24 protein-coding genes and 1 tRNA gene are annotated in these 20,375 nt (G+C 66.2%); 12 read left to right on the top strand and 13 right to left on the bottom strand.

Going from position 1 to position 20,375, the window contains the following annotated elements:
* Positions 1–34: 34 nt before the first annotated feature.
* The 4 genes from EYE40_RS09855 (at position 35) to pstB (ending at position 3,999) form a co-directional block, all read left to right on the top strand.
* Positions 35–1,066, top strand: coding sequence for a phosphate ABC transporter substrate-binding protein PstS (locus EYE40_RS09855; protein WP_130982880.1), 1,032 nt, complete (start codon positions 35–37; stop codon positions 1,064–1,066).
* A gap of 110 nt (positions 1,067–1,176) precedes the next feature.
* Positions 1,177–2,115, top strand: coding sequence for a phosphate ABC transporter permease subunit PstC (gene pstC / locus EYE40_RS09860; protein ID WP_130981779.1), 939 nt, complete (start codon positions 1,177–1,179; stop codon positions 2,113–2,115).
* Complete coding sequence (gene pstA, locus EYE40_RS09865) at positions 2,115–3,194, top strand: phosphate ABC transporter permease PstA (protein ID WP_130981780.1); 1,080 nt, start codon at positions 2,115–2,117, stop codon at positions 3,192–3,194. The genes pstC and pstA overlap by 1 nt, the downstream gene beginning before the upstream one ends.
* 25 nt (positions 3,195–3,219) lie before the next feature.
* Complete coding sequence (gene pstB / locus EYE40_RS09870; RefSeq protein WP_130981781.1) at positions 3,220–3,999, top strand: phosphate ABC transporter ATP-binding protein PstB; 780 nt, start codon at positions 3,220–3,222, stop codon at positions 3,997–3,999.
* 87 nt (positions 4,000–4,086) lie between these two features.
* Here pstB and EYE40_RS09875 read toward each other — a convergent pair whose 3' ends face one another.
* From EYE40_RS09875 to EYE40_RS09885, 3 genes are all read right to left on the bottom strand, one after another.
* Positions 4,087–4,887 carry an anti-sigma factor gene (locus tag EYE40_RS09875; RefSeq protein ID WP_130981782.1) on the bottom strand — a complete coding sequence of 267 codons (801 nt, stop codon included), beginning with the start codon at positions 4,885–4,887 and terminating at the stop codon, positions 4,087–4,089.
* Positions 4,884–5,483 (bottom strand): sigma-70 family RNA polymerase sigma factor, encoded by a 600-nt coding sequence (locus tag EYE40_RS09880; protein WP_130981783.1) that lies wholly within the window; start codon positions 5,481–5,483, stop codon positions 4,884–4,886. The genes EYE40_RS09875 and EYE40_RS09880 overlap by 4 nt, the downstream gene beginning before the upstream one ends.
* A 252-nt stretch (positions 5,484–5,735) precedes the next feature.
* Positions 5,736–6,365, bottom strand: coding sequence for a DNA-directed RNA polymerase subunit beta (locus EYE40_RS09885; protein WP_130981784.1), 630 nt, complete (start codon positions 6,363–6,365; stop codon positions 5,736–5,738).
* 24 nt (positions 6,366–6,389) lie between these two features.
* On the opposite strand from EYE40_RS09885, the gene EYE40_RS09890 reads away from it, so the two are divergent.
* Positions 6,390–6,462, top strand: a tRNA-Lys gene (locus tag EYE40_RS09890).
* Positions 6,463–6,511: 49 nt separating this feature from the next.
* On the opposite strand, the gene EYE40_RS09895 is transcribed toward EYE40_RS09890, so the two are convergent.
* The gene (locus EYE40_RS09895; RefSeq protein WP_240034781.1) at positions 6,512–6,991 is read right to left on the bottom strand and encodes a MarR family winged helix-turn-helix transcriptional regulator; all 480 of its coding nucleotides are present in this window, start codon (positions 6,989–6,991) and stop codon (positions 6,512–6,514) included.
* The gene (locus EYE40_RS09900) at positions 6,988–7,521 is read right to left on the bottom strand and encodes a MarR family winged helix-turn-helix transcriptional regulator (RefSeq protein WP_130981785.1); all 534 of its coding nucleotides are present in this window, start codon (positions 7,519–7,521) and stop codon (positions 6,988–6,990) included. Before EYE40_RS09900 ends, EYE40_RS09895 begins: the two co-directional genes overlap by 4 nt.
* A gap of 150 nt (positions 7,522–7,671) precedes the next feature.
* Here EYE40_RS09900 and EYE40_RS09905 point away from each other — a divergent pair, with 150 nt between their 5' ends.
* Positions 7,672–7,980, top strand: a complete 309-nt coding sequence (locus EYE40_RS09905; RefSeq protein WP_130981786.1) for a hypothetical protein — start codon at positions 7,672–7,674, stop codon at positions 7,978–7,980.
* Between the two features lie 32 nt (positions 7,981–8,012).
* The gene (locus EYE40_RS09910) at positions 8,013–8,231 is read left to right on the top strand and encodes a hypothetical protein (protein WP_130981787.1); all 219 of its coding nucleotides are present in this window, start codon (positions 8,013–8,015) and stop codon (positions 8,229–8,231) included.
* Here the strand turns inward: EYE40_RS09910 and EYE40_RS09915 are convergent.
* The 4 genes from EYE40_RS09915 to EYE40_RS09930 are packed head-to-tail and all read right to left on the bottom strand — an operon-like array spanning position 8,219 to position 11,589.
* On the bottom strand, positions 8,219–9,175 hold the full coding sequence (locus EYE40_RS09915) for an aldo/keto reductase (protein WP_130981788.1): 957 nt from the start codon (positions 9,173–9,175) through the stop codon (positions 8,219–8,221). The genes EYE40_RS09910 and EYE40_RS09915 overlap by 13 nt on opposite strands.
* Complete coding sequence (locus EYE40_RS09920; RefSeq protein ID WP_130981789.1) at positions 9,168–9,992, bottom strand: amidohydrolase family protein; 825 nt, start codon at positions 9,990–9,992, stop codon at positions 9,168–9,170. Before EYE40_RS09920 ends, EYE40_RS09915 begins: the two co-directional genes overlap by 8 nt.
* A complete protein-coding gene (locus tag EYE40_RS09925; RefSeq protein ID WP_130981790.1) occupies positions 9,992–10,750 on the bottom strand; it encodes an SDR family NAD(P)-dependent oxidoreductase in 759 nt (252 codons plus the stop codon). The genes EYE40_RS09920 and EYE40_RS09925 overlap by 1 nt, the downstream gene beginning before the upstream one ends.
* The gene (locus tag EYE40_RS09930) at positions 10,747–11,589 is read right to left on the bottom strand and encodes a fumarylacetoacetate hydrolase family protein (RefSeq protein WP_130981791.1); all 843 of its coding nucleotides are present in this window, start codon (positions 11,587–11,589) and stop codon (positions 10,747–10,749) included. The genes EYE40_RS09925 and EYE40_RS09930 overlap by 4 nt, the downstream gene beginning before the upstream one ends.
* Positions 11,590–11,703: 114 nt before the next feature.
* Between EYE40_RS09930 and EYE40_RS09935 the strand changes: the two genes are divergently transcribed.
* A complete protein-coding gene (locus tag EYE40_RS09935) occupies positions 11,704–12,843 on the top strand; it encodes a mandelate racemase/muconate lactonizing enzyme family protein (RefSeq protein ID WP_130981792.1) in 1,140 nt (379 codons plus the stop codon).
* Positions 12,844–12,857: 14 nt separating this feature from the next.
* Here EYE40_RS09935 and EYE40_RS09940 read toward each other — a convergent pair whose 3' ends face one another.
* The 4 genes from EYE40_RS09940 to EYE40_RS09955 all read right to left on the bottom strand — a co-directional run bounded on the left by EYE40_RS09940 (position 12,858) and on the right by EYE40_RS09955 (position 16,411).
* On the bottom strand, positions 12,858–13,196 hold the full coding sequence (locus tag EYE40_RS09940; RefSeq protein WP_130981793.1) for an L-rhamnose mutarotase: 339 nt from the start codon (positions 13,194–13,196) through the stop codon (positions 12,858–12,860).
* Positions 13,193–14,119 carry a carbohydrate ABC transporter permease gene (locus tag EYE40_RS09945; RefSeq protein WP_240034782.1) on the bottom strand — a complete coding sequence of 309 codons (927 nt, stop codon included), beginning with the start codon at positions 14,117–14,119 and terminating at the stop codon, positions 13,193–13,195. The genes EYE40_RS09940 and EYE40_RS09945 overlap by 4 nt, the downstream gene beginning before the upstream one ends.
* Positions 14,106–14,948 carry a carbohydrate ABC transporter permease gene (locus EYE40_RS09950; RefSeq protein ID WP_130981794.1) on the bottom strand — a complete coding sequence of 281 codons (843 nt, stop codon included), beginning with the start codon at positions 14,946–14,948 and terminating at the stop codon, positions 14,106–14,108. Before EYE40_RS09950 ends, EYE40_RS09945 begins: the two co-directional genes overlap by 14 nt.
* Before the next feature lie 110 nt (positions 14,949–15,058).
* On the bottom strand, positions 15,059–16,411 hold the full coding sequence (locus tag EYE40_RS09955) for an ABC transporter substrate-binding protein (protein WP_130981795.1): 1,353 nt from the start codon (positions 16,409–16,411) through the stop codon (positions 15,059–15,061).
* A gap of 170 nt (positions 16,412–16,581) precedes the next feature.
* Here EYE40_RS09955 and EYE40_RS09960 point away from each other — a divergent pair, with 170 nt between their 5' ends.
* The 4 genes from EYE40_RS09960 to EYE40_RS09975 are packed head-to-tail and all read left to right on the top strand — an operon-like array spanning position 16,582 to position 20,367.
* Positions 16,582–17,337 carry a FadR/GntR family transcriptional regulator gene (locus EYE40_RS09960; RefSeq protein ID WP_130981796.1) on the top strand — a complete coding sequence of 252 codons (756 nt, stop codon included), beginning with the start codon at positions 16,582–16,584 and terminating at the stop codon, positions 17,335–17,337.
* Entirely contained in the window at positions 17,330–18,250 is a 921-nt protein-coding gene (locus EYE40_RS09965) for a 2-hydroxyacid dehydrogenase (protein ID WP_130981797.1), read from the top strand. The genes EYE40_RS09960 and EYE40_RS09965 overlap by 8 nt, the downstream gene beginning before the upstream one ends.
* 24 nt (positions 18,251–18,274) lie before the next feature.
* On the top strand, positions 18,275–19,318 hold the full coding sequence (locus tag EYE40_RS09970; protein WP_130981798.1) for an MBL fold metallo-hydrolase: 1,044 nt from the start codon (positions 18,275–18,277) through the stop codon (positions 19,316–19,318).
* Positions 19,315–20,367 (top strand): Gfo/Idh/MocA family protein, encoded by a 1,053-nt coding sequence (locus tag EYE40_RS09975; protein ID WP_130981799.1) that lies wholly within the window; start codon positions 19,315–19,317, stop codon positions 20,365–20,367. The genes EYE40_RS09970 and EYE40_RS09975 overlap by 4 nt, the downstream gene beginning before the upstream one ends.
* Positions 20,368–20,375: the final 8 nt, after the last annotated feature.

Here is a 20,375-nt window from a genome sequence, read left to right on the forward strand (position 1 = left end):
CGGCAGCATCGCTGTCCTCGCCATTGCAGGCTCCATGCTCCTCTCCTCGTGCGCAGCAAACGAGACCGCTGACCCCGAGGCTCCCGTCTCCGACCTCACCGGCACCATCAACGGCGTCGGCGCATCGTCGCAGGGCGCAGCACAGGAGGCCTGGGCTCAGGGCTTCCAGACCGCCAACACCGGCGTCACCATCAACTACGCACCCGAGGGTTCGGGCGCCGGCCGCGAGGCGTTCATCGCCGGCGGCATCGGCTTCGCAGGCACCGACTCGTCGCTCAGCGACGAGGAGATCGCGGGCGGCTTCGCCGGTTGCGTTCCCGAGGCCGGCTACGTAGAGGTCCCCGTCTACATCTCCCCCATCGCGGTTATCTTCAACGTAGAGGGCCTCGACACCCTCAACCTCGACGCCGCGACGCTCGCCAAGATCTTCAAGGGCGACATCACGAAGTGGGATGACGCAGCCATCGTTGCGCTCAACGAGGACGCTGAACTGCCCTCCGCCACGATCACCGCCGTGCACCGCTCGGACGACTCGGGTACCACCAAGAACTTCGCCGACTACCTCGGCAAGGTTGCTCCCGAGGTCTGGACCGAAGAGGCCGCTGACGCGTTCCCCTACGGTGGCGAGGCTGCTGCCAAGACCGCCGGAGTCGTCTCCGCAGTCACCAACGGCGTGAACACCATCGGTTACGCGGACGCTTCGGCTGCCGGCGACCTCGGTGTCGCATCGATCAAGGTTGGCGACGAGTTCGTCGCCTACACCGCTGAGGCCGCTGCCGCAGTCGTCGAGGGCTCGCCCCTCGTCGAGGGCCGCGACGCGACCGACCTCGCGATCAAGCTCGACCGCAACACGGATGACCCGAGCCAGTACCCGCTCGTCCTCGTCTCCTACGCAATCGCGTGCGGCGAGTACACCGAAGAGGGAACCGGCGAACTGGTCAAGGCGTACCTGAGCTACATCACCGGCGAAGAGGGCCAGGCAGTCGCCGCGTCCGCTGCCGGCGCTGCACCGCTCTCGGCTGACTACTCGGCCAAGGTTGCAACGGCTCTCGAAGCCATCAAGTAACACCCTCTGGCCTGTCGGGTCGCGGCCGCTGTGATTGCACAGCGGCTCGCGGCCCGACAGACTGAGTTCCACCCCCACCCTCCCCTGACAGACGGGCCCCAGGACCAGGAATGACGACTGCACAAGCGTCGCCGCGAGCCAAGCTCCGACTTGGCGACAGGATCTTCACCGGCAGCACCCTCACGGCCGGGATCGTCATTCTCGCCGCCCTGGCCGCCGTTGCAATCTTCCTGCTCGCGCAGAGCATCCCCGCCCTCGTGGCAGACCCGGCCGATCTCAAGGGCTCGCCCAGCAGCTTCTGGGAATTCGTCGGTCCCCTCGCCTTCGGAACCGTCTGGTCGGCGTTCCTCGCCCTCCTGATGGCCCTCCCGGTCGCCCTCGGTATCGCGCTCTTCATCTCGCACTACGCGCCGCGCCGCATCGCCCAGGGCCTCGGCTACATCATCGACCTGCTGGCTGCCGTTCCCTCGGTCGTCTTCGGCCTCTGGGGCATCGGTGTCCTGGCCCCCGCGATCACACCGCTCTACCAGTGGCTCGTCGAGAACGTCGGCTGGTTCCCGCTGTTCGCTCCGCCCGTCTCGGGCACCGGCAAGACCATCCTCACCGTGGCCATCGTGCTCGCCGTGATGATCCTGCCGATCATCACCGCCGTCACCCGCGAGGTCTTCCTGCAGACCCCCGTGCTGCACGAAGAGGCCGCACTGGCCCTCGGAGCCACACGCTGGGAGATGATCAAGATCGCCGTGCTGCCCTTCGGTCGCCCCGGCATCATCTCGGCCGCCATGCTCGGCCTCGGCCGAGCCCTCGGCGAGACGATGGTCGTCGCCATGGTGCTCTCACCGGGTGTGCTCATCACCTTCGTGCTGACCGGCCCCGAGAACTCCCCCACCATCGCGGGCAACATCGCCCTCAACTTCCCTGAGGCACACGGCCTCGGCGTCAACGCCCTCATCGCGACGGGCTTGATCCTCTTTGTGATCACGCTCATCATCAACTCGATAGCGCGCTTCGTCATCAACCGCCGCAAGGCTTTCTCGGGAGCTAACTGATGACCGCCGTCGCCGAAACCGGAATCGTCAACTCGCTCACCACGGGGCGCCTTCCCAAGTGGGTGCCCTGGGCCCTGCTCGGAGCGAGCTGGGTCGTGTTCGGCATCATCTTCGCGATGGTCGCCGCCGCCGACGGCAGCGAGTTCAACCCGGTGCTCGCCATCTTCGTCGGAACGATCTTCTTCGACGTGATCCTCTACGTCGTAGCGCGCCTCGTCGAGGGATCGCGACAGGCCACCAACCGCCTGGTCACCTCGCTCGTCGCCACGGCCTTCATCGTCGCCCTGCTGCCGCTCGTCTCCCTGCTCTACACGGTGGTCATCAACGGCCTGCCGCGCTTCGACATCCAGTTCTTCTCCGAGTCCATGCGCAACGTCGTCGGCGAGGGAGGCGGTGGCCTGCACGCCATCACCGGAACCCTGCTCATCACGGGAATGGCGACGCTGATCTCGGTGCCCATCGGGCTCCTCACCGCGATCTACCTCGTCGAGTACGGACGCGGCGCCCTGGCCCGCGCAATCACCTTCTTCGTGGACGTGATGACGGGCATCCCGTCGATCGTTGCCGGCCTGTTCGCCTTCGCGTTCTTCTCGCTGGTTCTCGACAACCCGGCCATCCGTTTCGGATTCGGTGGCGCCGTCGCGTTGTCGCTCCTCATGATCCCGGTCGTGGTGCGCTCGAGCGAGGAGATGCTCAAGCTGGTTCCCAACGAGCTGCGCGAGGCGTCGTACGCACTCGGCGTGCCCAAATGGCTGACCATTCTGAAGATCGTCATCCCGACCTCGATTGCCGGAATCACCACGGGCGTCACGCTCGCCATCTCGCGCGTCATCGGCGAAACGGCCCCGCTGCTCATCATCGCCGGCTTCACGGCCAGCATGAACTACGACCTGTTCAAGAATCAGATGATGTCGCTGCCGGTGTTCCTCTACACGCAGTTCCAGAACCCCGGTGTGGTCGTCGCCCCCTACATCGAGCGCTCCTGGGCGGCTGCACTCACACTGATCCTCATCGTGATGGCGCTCAACCTCATCGCGCGACTCATCGCCAAGATCTTCTCCCCCAAGCTCGGCCGCTAAGCGACCTGCAACGTAAAGGAAACCCGTGTCCAAGCGCATTGAAGTCAACGACCTCAACGTCTACTACAGCAAGTTCAAGGCTGTGGAAGAGGTCACCCTCACGATCGAGCCCCGCACCGTCACGGCCTTCATCGGCCCCAGCGGTTGCGGCAAGTCGACGTTCCTCCGCACGCTGAACCGTATGCACGAGGTCATCCCCGGCGCGCGCGTCGAGGGTGAGGTTCTGATCGACGGCAATGACCTCTATGGACCCGGCGTCGACCCCGTGCTCGTGCGTCGCCAGGTCGGGATGGTATTCCAGCGTCCCAACCCGTTCCCCACGATGTCGATCCGCGAGAACGTTCTCGCCGGTGTGCGCCTCAACAACAAGCGCATCACCAAGACCGAGGCCGATGACCTGGTTGAGCAGTCGCTGCAGGGCGCAAACCTGTGGAACGAGGTGAAGGACCGCCTGAACCTGCCCGGCTCCGGACTCTCCGGTGGACAGCAGCAGCGTCTCTGCATCGCGCGCACCATCGCGGTCTCGCCCGAGGTCATCCTCATGGACGAGCCGTGCTCGGCCCTCGACCCGATCTCGACGCTCGCCATCGAGGACCTCATCGAGGAGCTCAAGAAGGACTACACGATCGTCATCGTGACCCACAACATGCAGCAGGCCTCGCGCGTTTCCGACCGCACCGCCTTCTTCAACATCGCGGGAACCGGCAAGCCGGGCAAGCTCATCGAGTACGACGACACTGCGACCATGTTCTCGAAGCCCTCCGTCCAGGCGACCGAGGATTACGTTTCGGGGAAGTTCGGATAGTCCGCACCAAGACATACACAAAGAAGGCGCATCCCCCCGGATGCGCCTTCTTTGCTGTCTGGCTGAGGATCTCAGCCCGGGAACCTCTTACGCCTGGATACCGACGATCGGGTCGGTCGTGGGCTGCTCGGAGCCGCCCTTGGGTTCGATGGTCACACCGACGAGGTCGCCGGCCTGCATGTCGCCCTCGAGCACACGCCAGGTCTCGCCCGACTCGTCGACGGTGAACGTTCCCGCAGCGCGCGGGCCGCTCTCGCCGATGTACCAGAGCTCGTAGACCTTGTCGTCGGGAAGCGGCGCGAGGCCGTCCACGATAAGCGCAGCGGATGCCTGCTGGTTGGACCAGACGAGCGTCGCGGTGCCACCACCGGCGACCTCGGCGACAGCCTGCTGCGAGTCCTCGGCCGCCTTGATGGCGTTGAGCTCCTGCTCGGCCGCAGCCTGCTGCTGGGCCGGCACGACGACCGAGTTGACGAGCACGCCTCCCCCGATGAGCAGCGCTGCGGCTGCAGCCACCGACGTCATCGTGAGCACCGTGCGGGAGAACCAGCGGGACTGGGCCTTTGTCTCGGTCGGGGTACTGAAGCGCGTGACATCCGGTCGAATGGATGCAACGGGCGCAACCACGGGCGACAGCTGCGGAGTCTGGGCAATCTGGGCCATCAGGTTGAGCTTGAGCCCAGCGGACGGAACCACTGGATCAACGGCGAGACCGAGCAACACGGCGGTGTCCTTCAGTTCGGTGACCTCATTGAGAGTCGACTGGGCGTTCGGGAGGGTCGCCTCGAAGGCGTCACGCTCAGCGGGGTTGACCGCATTGAGTGCGTAGGCACCCGAGATGTCAGTGACATCGGGTGTGAAGTTGTCGTCGTTCGAGTGCTTGCTCATGACGCCACCCCCAGTTCATCGCGCAGGCGGATCATGCCGTCTCGTACGCGGGTCTTGACCGTGCCGATGGGCACGCTCAGCAGCTCGGCTACCTCGCTGTGGCTGTATCCGCCGTAGTACGCGAGGGAGACCGCCTGGCGTTGTAATTCAGTGAGTCGCAACATGGCTTTTTCCACCCTCTCGTGCTCGATGCGCGTTTCGACTGTCTGCGACACGTTGTCATAGACAGGATTGAAATCCCTGATACCGATCTTGACGTCCCGATCACGAGAGGACTGTGAAGCCCTCACGCGGTCGACCGCCCTGCGGTGCGCCATCGTCATGATCCATCCGACTGCGGCGCCCTTGCTCGAGTCGTATCGCGTTGCCGACTGCCAGATCTCGAGGAAGATCTCTTGCGTCACTTCCTCAGACTGCGCATGGTCACGCAGTAGCCGCTTCACGAGTCCCAGTACCCGCGGAGCCATCTGGTCGTACAGCAGGCCGAACGCAGCCTGGTCACCAGTCGCCACGCGCGCCAAAAGTTGATCTGGCGTTGCAGCACCTTCGAAGATGTCCGGGTTGCTGTCGGTCTCGCGAGTCACGAGCTTAAGCATGTCAGTAGTTCGGGGCACTCCCCGTTAAGGATTGCTCTAGTCGGCAATCTTTTCTGGCAACCGTTACATTCGGCGCCTTGTTCATTCGCGCCCGGGTGCAGAAATGCCGGGCCGCAGAACGCCTCTCGGCGCAAGGCCGCTCGAAGCGGCTATTAGTGGAGCCCGGGGTTACTGCGGCCCGGCTCGTTTATTTTACATACCCGTGCGGCCCGCACCCTCAGGTTCGCTGAGCGCTGATTGTTCGGGATGTCCCTACTCGAGCGACCCGGCCCGATGCAGCCGCGCGGCAGCCGTGAGGTCCTCGCCCATCTCGGTGAAGCGCAGGGCCCTCGTCGTCAGCTCGGATCCACGCTGCGGTGTGGTGACGTCGGCGTCATCCGCAATGCTCGTGGCCCCGGCGGACATCACCCGGCTGAACGCCGCGGCCCGATCGAGCGCCACGGCGAAGTCGCCCGTGAAGAGTCCCCTGAGGATCTGGTCCGCGAGAGCCGTGATCTCCTCGGGTCCGGTGGGCATCGGGGCACCCGCAACAGCGGCATCGATGGTGGCGAGCACCTCGGAGCCCCGTTGGAACAGGTAGCTCGTTGCATCCGGGTCCTGTCGAATGAGAACACGGATCAAGTAGATGCGCCAGAGCGCGCCGGGGAGGCTCTTGGGGCTCGACCGTGCCCACAGCTCGGCGAGCGCGTCGACGCCGTGCTGGTCGGTGTAGGCGACCAGGCGCTCGACGACGGCGGGATCGTCGGTGTCGCGCGCGCGGTCGACGAGCGCGTGCGCGGAGTCATGCGCGATGCGCATGATGACCGCGGGATCCTCGCCACCTTCGAAGGTGTCGAACTTGTCGCCGGAGTACTGCGTCGGCTTATGGAACTCATCGGTCATCAGTACACGCTACATTTAATGCGCGGGCCTCTAGCTCAGTTGGTAGAGCATCGGACTTTTAATCCGCGGGTCGCGGGTTCGAGCCCCGCGGGGCCCACCGTGTGTGTTGTCGTTATCCCCCGGCGCGGGCCGATCCGCGTCAGCGCTCAGACCGCGGGGGCGGCGAGGTCGACGACGTCCACCGCGGCGGTCATCGACGCGAGGAAGCCGGTCACGAGGGCGGCATCCTCGTCACTCAGGCTGCGGGCGACCGCGATCATGCGCGCATGCATCGCACCAAGTGTGCCGCGCACCTCGTCGTCTGAGTCGGCCGTCGCGGTGACCAGGTTGCTGCGACGATCGGCGGGATCCTGGGTGCGCAGCACGTGTCCGCTCTTCGTGAGCCGGTCAAGCAGCGAGGTGACCGAGGCCGAGCTCATGCTGAGGTGGTCGCCGAGCTCGCGGCCCGACACAGAACGGGCGTCATTCTGCGCCCTGAGCAGGAATCGCAGCGCGCGCAGGTCCGTCGCGCCTATGCCCATGGCGACGCCGGCGCGCAGGCGCATCGATTCCTCGGCTGCACGGTAGTTCAGCAGAGCGTGGATGACGTCCGCCGGATCACCCGTGAGCGCACGAAAAGGCGTCACGCCTGCGGAGCACTGCTCCCGGTGACGACGTGCGAGTCGATTTCGTCTACCGCCGAACGCATGTTCTCGAGAAACTGGATGACGGTCAGCGCCTGCTCGTGGCTGAGCGTATTCGCCACCTCGACCATGCGCTCGGGAACCTCCCCGAGGGCGGCCTGCACCTCGGCGTCCGTGGTCGCGGTGGGAACGAGGATGAGAGCCCGACGATCGAAGGGGCTGTTCTCGCGACGCATCTGTCCGCTGCGCTCGAGTCGGTCGAGCAGCACAGTGGTCGAAGCGCTGGAGATGCCAAGATAGCGCGTCAGTTCCTTCGGGCCGATCGACCTGCCGTCGCGCTGCGCCATGATCACGTAGCGGAGGGCGAGGAGGTCGTTCTCTCCCATGCCCATCGAGGTCTGGGTGCGACGCTGCATGGCCGTCTCGGCCGCACGATAGGTGCGCATCGCGTCGAGAACCGCGACACTGCGCTGTTTTTCCGAGTTCTCGGGAAACCAGTAGCGCGTTTCGACGTGCTGTTCCGGTTCGGCCATTTCGCAATGCTAGTTCAACTAACAAGTTGTTTGGCGAATTGACGGTTATATCCCGGCTTCGCAAAAAGTCAACCAATTGCGAGGAAAAACAATTTCTGTACATTAATACTAGACAAACTAACTAATAGTTCAGCTAACGAACAGGACAGCATGATCACCCCCGCAGCTCCCACCCGAGGCTCGCAAGCCGTCGTGTGGTCGAGCCCCGATGCCGGACTCTGGGTCGCCTCAACCCAAGGTGACTACGCCGGCATGATCGAGTTCGCCGACGGGCGCTTCGTCGTGACCGACGCCACCGGCCGCGCGGTCGGAACCGCCACGAGCATCCCACTCGCCAAGCTCGCGCTCGCGGCCGGAACGCCGATCGACAACCGAACCGGCGTTCTGTCCGGACCCCTCTCCCTCATCTCCCGAATCACGCGCCCGGCCTACCGCCGGGGCGGCGCGAACGTCGCCTGACCTGCCCTTCTACAAGCGATAAGGACCCCATCATGAGCACCACGATCACCGCACCCACCACCACCGACGTCGAGTGGACCGAGACTGACGCGGTCAAGTCCGCCGTCTGGATCGGCCGCTATCGCGGCGTCTTCATCGGCATGGTCGAGCACCGCGAGCCCGAGGGCTTCACGGCAACGACTCACCGTGGTCGCGGCCTCGGCAACTTCCCGACGCTCGAAGACGCGCAGCACTCCTTCTACAAGGTCTGAGCCTCGAGCTCGGCCCACGCCGCCTCATTGACCCCGCGCTCGTACAGTTCGACGTTCGACGTCACCTGCTGTGCGTTGCGCATCCCGATGGCGATGCTGACCACCTGCGAGTTGCGCAGTGGGAAGGCCAGGGCAGCCTGCGGTAGCGTTGCGCCGTGCGATTCGGCACTATCGGCGAGGCGATTGGCCCGAGCGATCACGTCTGCCGTTGCCGGCAGATAGTTGTACATCGCCGTGGGTTTCGGTCGGTCGGCCGAGAGCAGCCCCGAGTTGAAGACGCCGACCGCGACGATCGACTTCTCCCCCGCCGCCTCGAAGACCTCATCAGCCCCGCGCTGCTCGAGCAGCGTGTAGCGGCCGGCGAGCATGGCGAGGTCGACGTCCGACTCGCGGAAGAGCTGCGCAACCGCGGAGGCGGAGTTGGATCCGATGCCGACGGCACGCACCACGCCCTGGTCGCGCAACTCGATGAGCGCCGCGGCACCCGTGGCCGCGGCATCCGGAATCTCACTCGCGTCGGGGTCGTGCAGGTAGAGGATGTCGATGTAGTCGGTGTCGAGACGCGCGAGCGAGGCCTCGACCGATCGCAGGACGCCGTCCCGCGTGAAGTCCCATTCGCGCCGTAGATCCCCGGGCACGATGAAGCCGTCGTCGTCAAACTCCGTCGGGTTCTCGTTCGGCACGATCAGGCGCCCGACCTTGGAGGAGATCACGTAGTCGCCGCGCGCGTGCGACGACAGCGCTGCGCCGAGGCGACGCTCCGAGAGGCCGAGGCCGTAGTGCGGGGCTGTGTCGAAGTAGCGGATGCCGCTCTCCCACGCCTGCGCCACGCTGGCCGCGGCGTCCTCGTCGCTGGTCACCGAGTAGAGGTTGCCGAGCGACGCTCCCCCGAAGGCGATTTCGGTGAGCCGGATGTCGGTGCCGTGAACCAGCCGGTCACGCATGCTGATCCCCCAGGTAGACGCGGGCAGCGTTTCCACCGAGCACGGCGGCATGGTGTTCGGTGGGGATGAGCTCGCGCACGATCTCGATCCAGCTCGGCGCTTTCGATGCGAGCAGCAGCAGCGGCCAGTCGGTTCCGAACAGCAGACGCTGCGCACCGAACAGGTCGAGCGCGTACTCGACCGACCCGCGCAGGTCGTCGATGGTCCAGTCGCTCCAGTTCGTCTGCAGCGTGATGCCGGAAAGCTTGGTGACCACATTCGGCAGCTCGGCGAGCAGGGCGAGGTCGCGACGCCAGGCGGCCAGGTCGGAGCTCGCGATCGGTGGGTTGCCGAGGTGATCCAGAACGAACGTGACCGAGGGATGTGCTGCAGCGGCGGCGGCCGCCGACTTCAGCTGCGGCGCGTGCACCACGAGGTCGAAGGGAACATCGAGGGCGTCGAGATCGACGGTCGGCCGCGTCAGCCACGAGGGATCGGGATCGACGTGCGCCAGATGCCGGATGCCGACGAGCTTCTCGCCGCCGGGCAGCGCGCGGAGCGAGGCGAGCTGGCCCGCGACATCGCCCTCGAGCTCGATCCATCCCACGACGCCGACCACGGACGGGTGAGAGGCGGCGGCCAGCAGGTCGAGCGTCTCCTGGGCGGTGTTGACCGACTGCACGAGGATCGTGCCGTCGATCCCCGCGGCCGACTGCAGGGCGATGAGGTCGTCGACCCAGAAGTCCCGGTCGATCGCCGGCATCGACGCGGGGTCGATCCAGTCCTGGGGCGTGCGCGCACGCTGCCAGAGGTGGGCGTGCGCGTCGAGAATGGTCATCAGTCCGCGATCGGGCGCAGACGGAGTTCCTGCATACCGCCGTCGACGGCGATGCTCGTGCCGGTGGTCGACTTGTTGCGCGGGTTCGCGAGGTAGGCGATGGCTTCGGCGATCTCGATCGGGTCGACGAGGCGCCCGTGCGGCTGGCGCGCGGCAAGGGCAGCCCGCTCGGCGGACGGATCGCTGGCCGAGCTGAGCAGTCGGCCCACCCACGGGGTGTCGGCGGTTCCCGGGTTGACCGCATTGACGCGGATGCCCTCGCGCAGGTGGTCGGCGGCCATTGCGCGGGTCAGGGACAGCACCGCGCCCTTCGACGCGCTGTACAGGGCTCGCAACGGAAGTCCCGCCGTGGCGGCGATGGATGACGTATTGACGATCGCCGCGTTCGACGACGCGCGCAGGTACGGCAGCGCCGCGCTCGCAACACGGGCCATTCCGGTGACGTTGATGCTGAACACCCGGGCCCACTCCGCCTCGTCGACGGTCTCGACAGAGCCCTGGGCACCGATGCCCGCGTTGTTCACCACGATGTCGATGCCGCCGAGCTCGGAGGCGACCGACTCGATTGCCGCGGTGACGGAGGCCAGATCGGACACATCCGCCTTCACGGCCAAGGCCGACGGGTTCGCGCCGTCGATGTTCAGGTCGAGGATGGCCACGCGCGCGCCGCCCTCGAGCAGGCGTGTCACGACCGCGGCACCGATTCCGGCAGCACCGCCGGTGACGACCGCTACGAGGCCGTCGAAGTCGCCGCTCATGCCTGGCCCATGACCTGGCGCTGGCGGCCGAGTCCCTCGATCTCGATCTCCACGACGTCGCCTTCCGTGAGGTACGGGAAGCGTCCCGACAGCGCGACGCCTTCGGGCGTCCCCGTCATGATGACATCCCCGGCCTCGAGAGCGAGGAACTGGCTCAGGTGCCAGACGATGAAGTCGACGTTGAAGATGAGGTCTGCGGTCGACGAATCCTGTCGGATCTCGCCATTGACCCAGCTGCGCAGGCGCAGGTCGGTCGAGTCGACCTCGTCGGCCGTGACGAGATACGGGCCGAGGGGGCTGAAGCCGGGAGCCGACTTGCCTTTGCTCCACTGTCCGCCCGATACCTCGATCTGGAACTCCCGCTCGGAGAGGTCGTTGGCGACCGTGTAGCCGGCGATGTGCTTGCGCGAGTCAACGGGCGAGTCGAGGTAGAGAGCGCGTTCGCCGATCACCACGGCGAGCTCGACCTCCCAGTCGGTCTTCGAGCTCTTGCGGGGAATGTCGACGATGTCGTTGGGGCCACCGACCGTGTTCGGCGTCTTGAGGAAGATCACGGGCGACGCCGGCGGCTGTGCGCCGGACTCGGCGGCATGAGCCGCGTAGTTGAGACCCACGCAGATGATCGCGCTCGGGCGCACGACCGGGGCGCCGACCCGAAGGGATGCAGCGTCGGCGAGCTCGGGGAGCGAGTCGACGGATGCGGCGATTCTCGCGAGCCCCTCGTTCGACAGGGCGTCAGCGTTGATGTCGGTGACGACTCCGCGCAGATCGAGATAGCGGTCTTCGTGAAGCAGTACCGGGATTTCGCTTCCCGGGTCGCCCAGACGTGCCAGTTTCACAGTTCCTCCTTGAACGTGTCCCACCGATTCGAGACCCTGGGGACAATCATACGTCAATGACATATGATGTATGTTGTTTGAACTTTCCGGAAATTGCTACGCATCAAGGACGATATGAAGATCACCGGTTACCGCTGCCTGCGCACCTACCGCGACTGGGGCCGCCCCGTGGGTGACGTCAACGGATTCATCGGATCCGGGGTCACCGAGGTGCCCGTCGTGCTGCTCGAGACCGACATCGGCATCACCGGCGTCGGCATCGGGTCCGACAGCGGAATCGACACCCTCTTCCCCGCCATCGAAGGCGAGGATCCGCGCAGCGTCAACGCGCTCTACGACCGCATGCTCTCCCAGGTCTTCAAGTCCGGCCACTCAGGCGCGGTCTTCGGCGGCATCGGCACCCTGGACGCCGCGCTCTGGGACCTCAAGGCGAAGGCCGCGGGGGAACCGCTGTGGCGCCTGCTCGGTGCCCGCGATCGCTTTGTGCCCGGCTATGCATCCGGCCTCGACATCGCGCTCGACGACGAGGCGCTCGCGACCTTCTACCGCTCCATGTCCGAGCGCGGCTTCACCGCCGGCAAGCTCAAGGGCGGGCGGGACGTCGACACCGACATCCGCCGCCTGCGCATCATCGCCGACGAGCTGGGGCGCAACACCTCCCGCCCGGCCCTGATGCTCGACTCGAACGAGTCCTGGAATCTCAAGCAGGCCGTGCGCTACGTCTCGGCGATCGAGGAGCAGCTCGACCTCACCTGGATCGAGGAGCCGCTGCGTCGCTGGGATGCAACGGGCCACGCCCGCCTCAGCTCGAGCATCAAGGCCGCCGTCGCGACCGGCGAGAATCTCACCGGTCTCGAGCAGTTCACCCCGCTCTTCGACGAGGGTGCCATCGATATCGTGCAGACGGGTGCGGTGTGGGGAATCACGCACTTCCTCCGGGTCGCGTACGCGGCACACTCGCGACACCTGCCGATGAGCCCGGTGGGCCTCACGGCGAACCCGGCCGTCGGCCACGCCGCGGCGGCCATCCCGAATCACCTGTCTGCGGAGGTGCAGGACATCGGCGCACCGTTCGGCGTCACCATCTCGGAGGAGTACGCCGACGGCGGCATTGTGCTCGGCGACCAGCCCGGTTCGGGCATCTCGATCGACGAGGACGCGATCATCGCCAACCAGCTCACCGCGCCGTGGATCACCCATGACGGGCCTCACGTGCGGTCCCAGCGGGCCGGCCTGCGCCTCGTCGCTGAATAAGCAGAAAGTCCAGTTCAGTCGAGGTGCCAGGCCTCGGTCATGATCTGCCAGTTCGGCTCGGCCGCGTCGGGCTCGAACGGCAGCTGGCAGGGCGCCGTGCGCGCCCACCACTGCTGCGTCTCGGGGTCCGCCGCCATCTTCGCCTGGTCAGCCTCGAAGTCGTCTCCGACATATTCGTAGTAGCCGAAGATCACGTCGCCCAGCACATAGATCGTGAAGTTCCGGATGCCGCACTCGGTGATCATCGCCTCCACGCCCGGCCATGCGGCCGCGTGCAGGTCGAGATACTCCACCCGCTTCTCGGGGCGGAGGCGCGCCGCCATCCCGAACCGGAGCGGTGCGACGGCCGTCATTCCTTGGTGCCGCCGGCGGTCATGCCGGTCACCAGGAAGCGCTGCGAGAACAGGAAGATGATGAGCACGGGCGCGATCGAGACCAGGGTCGCGAGCGCGAGCACGGGCAGGTCGATGGTCACCGATCCCGCAGAGGTCGGGTTGAAGAGTGGCACGTTGGAGAGCAGCTCGGCGAGCCCCACCTGCACGGGCGACTTACGCCCCGGTTCGGTGACGAACGGGAGGAAGTAGTTGTTCCAGTTGCCGGTGAGGTTGAAGAATCCGACGAGGGCGATCACCGGCGTCGCGAGCGGCATGGCGATCTTCCAGAACACCCGCAGCTCGCCGGCGCCGTCGATGCGCGCCGCGTCGAGGAGGTCCTTGGAGACCGCCGTCGAGAAGTAGATGTAGGTCAGGTAGACGCCGAACGGGAAGAACGAGAATGGCAGGATGACGGCCAGCGGCGAACCGATCAGCTTTACCGCGCTCAGCTCGAGGAAGATCGGCAGCACCAGCGCCGTGTTCGGGATGAGCATCACGATGAGGGTCAGGATCAGCAGCGGCCGACGCAGCTTGAAGTCCGTCATGGCGAGGGCGTAGCCGGCAGGGATCGTCACGACGAGCGCGATGATGAGCGCGGCGCCCGTGTAGAACGCCGAGTTGCCGAGCCAGGTGAAGATGATGCCGTTCTGGAAACCGGTGAGCTGATTCCAGTTGTCGGCGAGAGTTGAGAACGCTCCGAAGCTGAACGGGTTGTTCAGCAGCAGCTCGCGCGCGGTCTTCGTCGGGGCGAGCAGCAGCCAGACGATCGGCAGGGCGAAGAAGACGAGGAAGAGACCCGTGACGCTGAAGGCGAGTGCACGCCCGAGCCAACGGCCGGGTGAGATGTCCTTGTCGCGAACCGCCGTGACCTCCGGCGTCTCGGTCAGATTAGTCGCGCTCAAAGAGGCCTCCACGGAAGACGAAGAATGCAGCGAGACCGACGGCGACCACGAGCAGGATGAGGGAGATGGCGGCAGAGCCGTTGAAGTCGCCCTGACGGAATGCGAACAGGTAGGCGAGCTGGTTCAGCGAGTAGTCGGGCGGAACAACGCCCTTGCTGGCCTGGGACAAGACTCGCGGCTCGACGAACAACTGGGTGCCGGCGGCGAGCGACATGATGCCCATGTAGGAGATCCACTTACGTAGCATCGGGATCTGGATGTAGCGAGCCGTGTTGATCGGACCGGCGCCGTCGATGCGCGCGGCCTCCATCACGTCATTGCTGATGTTGTTGAGGGCGCCGTACATGATGACGATCCAGCCACCCGCGCCCGTCCAGAACGCGATGACGGTGAAGATCACCGGGAGGTTGTCGATCGAGACGGTCTGCACAAACGACTCGAGGCCCATCGCCTTGAGCAGGAATGCCACCGGCGACACGCTCGGGTCGAGCAGGAACAGCCAGAGCAGAACGCTCGACGCTCCGGCCAGTGCACCGGGGATGTAGTAGAGGAAGCGGATGCTGGTGGAGATCCAGCGCACCTTGATCGCATGAACGACGAGAGCGAGCAGCACCACGAACAGCGTGAGGCAGACCAGGTAGACGACCAGGTAGATCGCCACGTGCTGCACCGCGGGGAAGAAGCGATAGTCGCCGAACACCTTGGCGAAGTTGTCGAAGCCGACGAACGCGCCGCCCTTGGTGAAGGCGAGGAAGATCGCGTAGAGGGTGGGGAGCACACCGAAGGCCAGGAGCAGGACGGTGTACCCGCTCGAGAAGGTGTAGCCCATGATCGTCTGGGACCGGTCGGGGCGGCGACGACCCGACGGGGCCTGCTGCCGACCCCGTGAGGAGTCGGCAACAGGCCGGGTCGTAGTGCTGGTTGAAATGAGAGCAGTCCTTACTTGACCGTGTAGCCCGAGACCTGGGCCTGGTTCTTGATCTCGGTCTCCCACGCGGGGACGAGTTCGGCGAAGGACTTGCCTGCGGCGAGGCCGGGAACCACAACGCTGGCGTAGGCCGTCTCGGGGCTGAAGCTCGGGAAGCCCCATCCGTTCCAGACGCTTCCGGCGGCGGTGTTGACGCTTCCCTCGAAGTCTCCGACGAAGTAGCCGCCCTCTGCCTGCGTGGCGAGCCACGCGTCGGACGCGTCGGTGTAGGCCGGCAGGCCGGAGGCGAGCTCGATGGCCTTGTCGGAGCTGATGGCGAACTCGAGGAAGTCGGAGACGGCGTCGAGGTTCTTGGAGTGGCTCGATGCGTACCAGACGCCACCACCCACGTTGCCGGTCACCTTGTCTTCGCCATCCCAGTAGAGCGGAGCCGCTGCACCGATCTCGCCGGCCGGCACGTTCAGGTTATCCGGGTTCTGGAAGACAGCACCCGAGTACCAGGCCGGTCCGGGGGTTGCGACGAGCTTGTCGGCGTAGTCCACGAATCCGGCGCTGAAGACGCTGTCCTGGATGAGCGTGCCGTTGTCGACCATGTGGTCGAGCAGATCGGTCATACGGGTGGAGTGGTCGTCGGCGAAGTCGGTCGAGAACGTGTCGCCCTTGAGCTGGAAGATCGGTGCCTGTGCACCCCAGTAGTAGACGTAGGTTCCGACGAAGCTGTCGCCCACCGAGCCGAGGATGTATCCGGGGTGGTCGGCGGCGAGGTCATCGCTGAGGGCTTCGTATTCTTCCCACGTGGTCGGGATGTCGTAGCCGAACTGGTCGAGGAGCTTCTGGTTGTACCAGAGCACTACGGGGGCGAGGTCGTTGCGGAGTCCGTAGACGGCGTCATCGACGGTCATCGGGTCGTTCGCTCCCGCGGTGAAGCCCTCGAGGAAGTCGTCGTCGAGGACACCCTTGTTGAGCGGTGCGGCGAAGGCCTGAGTGCCGTTGAGCTCCTTGGCGGCCCACGAGGTGTCGTTCGTCTGGGTCGAGAAGACCACATCTGGCCAGCCCTCACCGGACTGGTCGAAGAGCGCGATCTTGGTCTTGAACGAGTCGCTGCCGCCGGCATTGCCGTCGTAGGTCTCGATCGAGATCGGAGTGTCGGGGTTCGCTTCCTTGAAAGCGTTGGCGATGGGTTCGCGCGCGGCGTCCACCCATACGGTGATGGAGCTGTCCGGATCCTGCTCAGCGGCGGCGAATCCGAAGCCGTTGTCCGAGGTCGGGCCGGCGTCTGCCGAGCATCCGGCCAGCAGTCCCACTACTGCGAGTCCTGCTGTGAGGGCGAGAGTGCCAGTGAAGCGGCGGTGCTGTGATGCCATTTCGCGTCCTTTTCTTGTCGACGTCGTTGACGACTGAGCGCCTAATTAGGCGTCGGGGTTAGTAGATCATACATGTGACGTATTCGCAATCCGCGAGGTGGCCCCGGTTCCACAAGCCTCCCAGATGTGAATGCATTGCCCCACGCCGCCCGCTCCCTACAATGGTTCGCATGTCACTCCCGCACGCCTCCGACCCTTCCGCCGTCTTCAGTGGCGCCGTGAAGCGGGCACCGGCCGCCCGTCTCGGAGTGCAGGTCGTGCACGATCTCGTCGCCATGATCGTGACCGGGTCGGTCGCCGCCGGCCAGCTGCTGCCGCCCGAAGGCGAGCTCGCCGCTCACTTCGGTGTGAGCCGCACGGTCATCCGCGAGTCGGTCAAAAGGCTCGAGGAGAAGGGCATGGTCACCGTCGGCCAGGGCCGCGGCACCGAGGTCAGCTCCTCCTCGGAGTGGAACATCCTCGACAAGGTCGTTATCTCGACCATGATCGAGAACGACCAGACCCTCGGCATCCTCGACGAGCTCGCCGTGGTGCGCAGCGAACTCGAGTCCGCGATGTCTGCGGCGGTCGCGACCAACCGCAGCCCCGCCGATCTCGAGGAGATCCGCGAGTCTCTTGAGGCCATGCGTCGCGCCTCTGACAACCCCGAGGTGTTCCCCGAGGCGGACAAGGACTTCCACTCGCTCATCATGAGCAAGTCGGGCAACGCTCTCGCCAAGGCGATCGCGCGCACGCTCGTGCAGCGCGCGAGCGACAACCAGCGCTTCCACGGCGCGCCCGGCCCCGATGCATACGCGCTCACCCTGCAGGAGCACGCGCTTGTGCTCGACGCCATCGAGGCGGGCGACCCGGACAAGGCCTCCGCAGCCATGCGCGACCACATCACGCGCGCCTGGGAGCGCCGCAAACTCCCCCGCGATGCCTGACCTGCTGGTCGCCGTGCCCGATGCGGCGATGCGGGATCGGTTGAGCCCTCCCCCGCCCGGCGTTGAACTCGTCGTCTGGGCACTTGGCTCGCCGCCCTCCGATCGACGGTTCGACCTGCTGGTGCTGCCGTACATGATCGGTGCCCCCTCGCTCGGCGGGCTGGCCGGGCAGGACGCCGCAGTCGTGCAGGCGCAGATGCTCGGCTACGACGGGGTCGCGGATCACCTCCCCGCCGGCAACGTCTACTGCAACGCCGTCGACGTGCACGAGGCAGCGACCGGTGAGCTCGCGCTCGCCCTCATCCTCGCGAGCCAGCGCGGCATCCCGGAGTTCGTGACGGCAGCACGTGACGGCGAGTGGGCGCACGAGCGCTACCCGGGGCTCGCGATGCAGACGGTCCTGCTACTCGGCACGGGTGGTGTCGGCCGGCAGGTCGCGCTGCGGCTAGCCCCGTTCGACGTCGAGCTGCTGCGGGTCGGGCGCAGCGCCCGCACCGACGACCTTGGAACCGTGCACGCCTGGGACGACGTCGACGAACTGCTGCCCAAGGCGGACATCGTGGTGCTCGCAGTGCCGCTCGACGACTCGACCAGGGGCTTGGTGGACGACTCATTCCTTGCAGCGATGGCCCCCGGCGCGCTGCTCGTGAACGTCGCCCGCGGCCCGGTCGTCGACACCGCGGCGCTCACGCGCGCAGTGACCGCGGGCCGGGTTCGTGCCGCGATGGACGTGACGGATCCAGAACCGCTCCCGCCCGAACACGCGCTGTGGACGTTGCCCGGAGTGCTCATCAGCCCTCACGTCGGCGGCGATGTCGGGTCGATGAGTCGGCGCATGGACCGGCTCGTACGGGAGCAGGTAGCGCTGCTGCTCGACGGGTCACCGCCGAAGAACGTGGTTGTGCGAACGTAATCCCTCGAATCAATCGTGTGATGTATGCTGTTTGCGGATTGGCTTCCGCTGACCGTGCACTCATCAAAGGCGATTGATCATGACGCGTTACCGCACCCGGCCGACGGGTACCAGCTGATGGAGCTGCGCCCCGGACTCCACCGCATCCAGGCGCCCCTCGGCGAGCGCTTCATTGCGATGTACCTGCTCGTGGGCTCCGAACGCGCGCTGCTGTTCGACACCGGCATCACCGAGAGTGTTCGCGAGACCCTGCTGCCCTACCTCGAGACCATCGGCTTCGACCTGGCGAAACTCTCCTGGGTGGTCAGCTCGCACTGCGACTGGGACCACACCGGAGGCAACGCCGCCATCCTGGCTGCCGCCCCGCACGTCGAGATCATGGCCGGTGCGCTCGACGTGCCGCTCGCTGAAGATCTCGAGGTGCTGATCGAGCAGCGCTACGCCGAGTTCCGCGACGACGACGGTTTCGAAGATGCCCCCGAGCTGACCGCGTACATCCGTGACGTTGCGGCCGTGACGCCGATCGCGCGCCCGCTGAACGGTGGCGAGGAGTTCGATCTCGGTGATCGCGTCATCCGGGTTCTGCACACCCCCGGTCACAGCGACGGCCATCTCTCGCTCTGGGATGCCGCCAACTCCGCCCTCCTCATCGCCGACGCGACCCTCGGCACCACCGTGCCGGGCGCCGACGGCGAGCCGGCCTTCCCGCCGACCTACCGCGACACCGACCCGTACCTCGCGAGCATCGAGCAGTTCCGCGCGTTCGACGCCGAGCTGCTGCTTACCGCGCACTACCCGGTCTACGAGGGCGCGGCCGTTGGTGCCTTCCTCGACGAGTCGGCCGAATACACCGAGACTCTGGATGTCGCGATCACCGCGGCCCTCGACGAAACCGGGCAGAGCACGCTCGAGATCATCCACCGCATAGCGCCGAGTGTCGGCCCGTGGGACGCCTTGGCGAGCGAGTACCTGATCTTCCCCGTCACCGGAAATCTCGAACGCCTCGTCGCTCGCGGGGCGGCAACTGTCTCCTCGCGCGACGGCCGGCGTGTTTGGGCACGCGCATGAGCCGCGTGCGCATCGGCGCGGTCGGCGCGGGCTGGTGGGCGACGAGTAATCACTTCCCGCTGCTCGCCAACCGTGAGGACGTCGAGCTCGTCGGAGTCTGCGGCCTCGGCCCGGGTCTCGGCGACGTGCGCGACAAGTTCGGCTTCGGCCTGGCGACCGAGTCGGTCGACGAGCTGCTCGACTCGGGCCTCGACGCCGTGGTCATCACCACCCCGCACGACCTGCACTTCGACGTCGCCACCCGCGCCCTCGAACGCGGCCTGCACGTGCTGTGCGAGAAGCCGATGACGCTACGTGCCGATGAGGCGTGGAGCCTCGCCGAGTCGGTCGAGCGTGCGGGCACCCACTTCCTCGTCCCCTACGGATGGAACTACAAGCCGTTCACTGTCGAGGCCAAGCGCATCCTCGACGCGGGGCTGGTCGGCGACATCCAGTTCGCGCTCTGCCACATGGCATCACCCACGCGGGGACTGTTCGGCGGCGACCCCACCCACATGCTCGAGCGCTGGGACTCGGACACCAAGCCCGAGCTGAGCACCTGGGCCGACCCGAAGCACGGCGGCGGTTACGCCCACGGGCAGGTCTCACACTCCTCGGCCCTGTTCTTCTGGCTCACCGGCATGCGCGCGGCGACCGTCGCGGGACGCGTGGCGAACGCAGGCTCCGCCGTCGACCTGTTCGACGCAGCGGTCATCCGCTTCGACAACGGCGCGCTCGGTTCGCTCTCGGGCGCGGCCACCCTCGCCGACGGCGACAAGTACCAGGTCGACCTGCGCATCTTCGGCACCGAGGGTGTGCTCATGATCGACGTCGAGCGCGAGCGGGTCTCGCTCAGCCGCTACGACGGCGAGAACATCAATGTCGATATCCCGGCCAGCGAGGGCGAGTACGAGTGCCTCGTGCCCCCGGTGCGATTCGTTGAACTCATCACGGGTGCGAGCACTCAGAACAACAGCACAGTGGATGTCGCTGCGCGCTCCGTCGAGCTCATCGAGGGGCTTCTGCGCTCCTCGGCCGCCGATGGTGCCGAGGTACGCGTCCATGACTGACTCAGGAG

The sequence above is a fragment of the Glaciihabitans arcticus genome (assembly GCF_004310685.1).
Taxonomy (GTDB): domain Bacteria; phylum Actinomycetota; class Actinomycetes; order Actinomycetales; family Microbacteriaceae; genus Conyzicola; species Conyzicola arctica.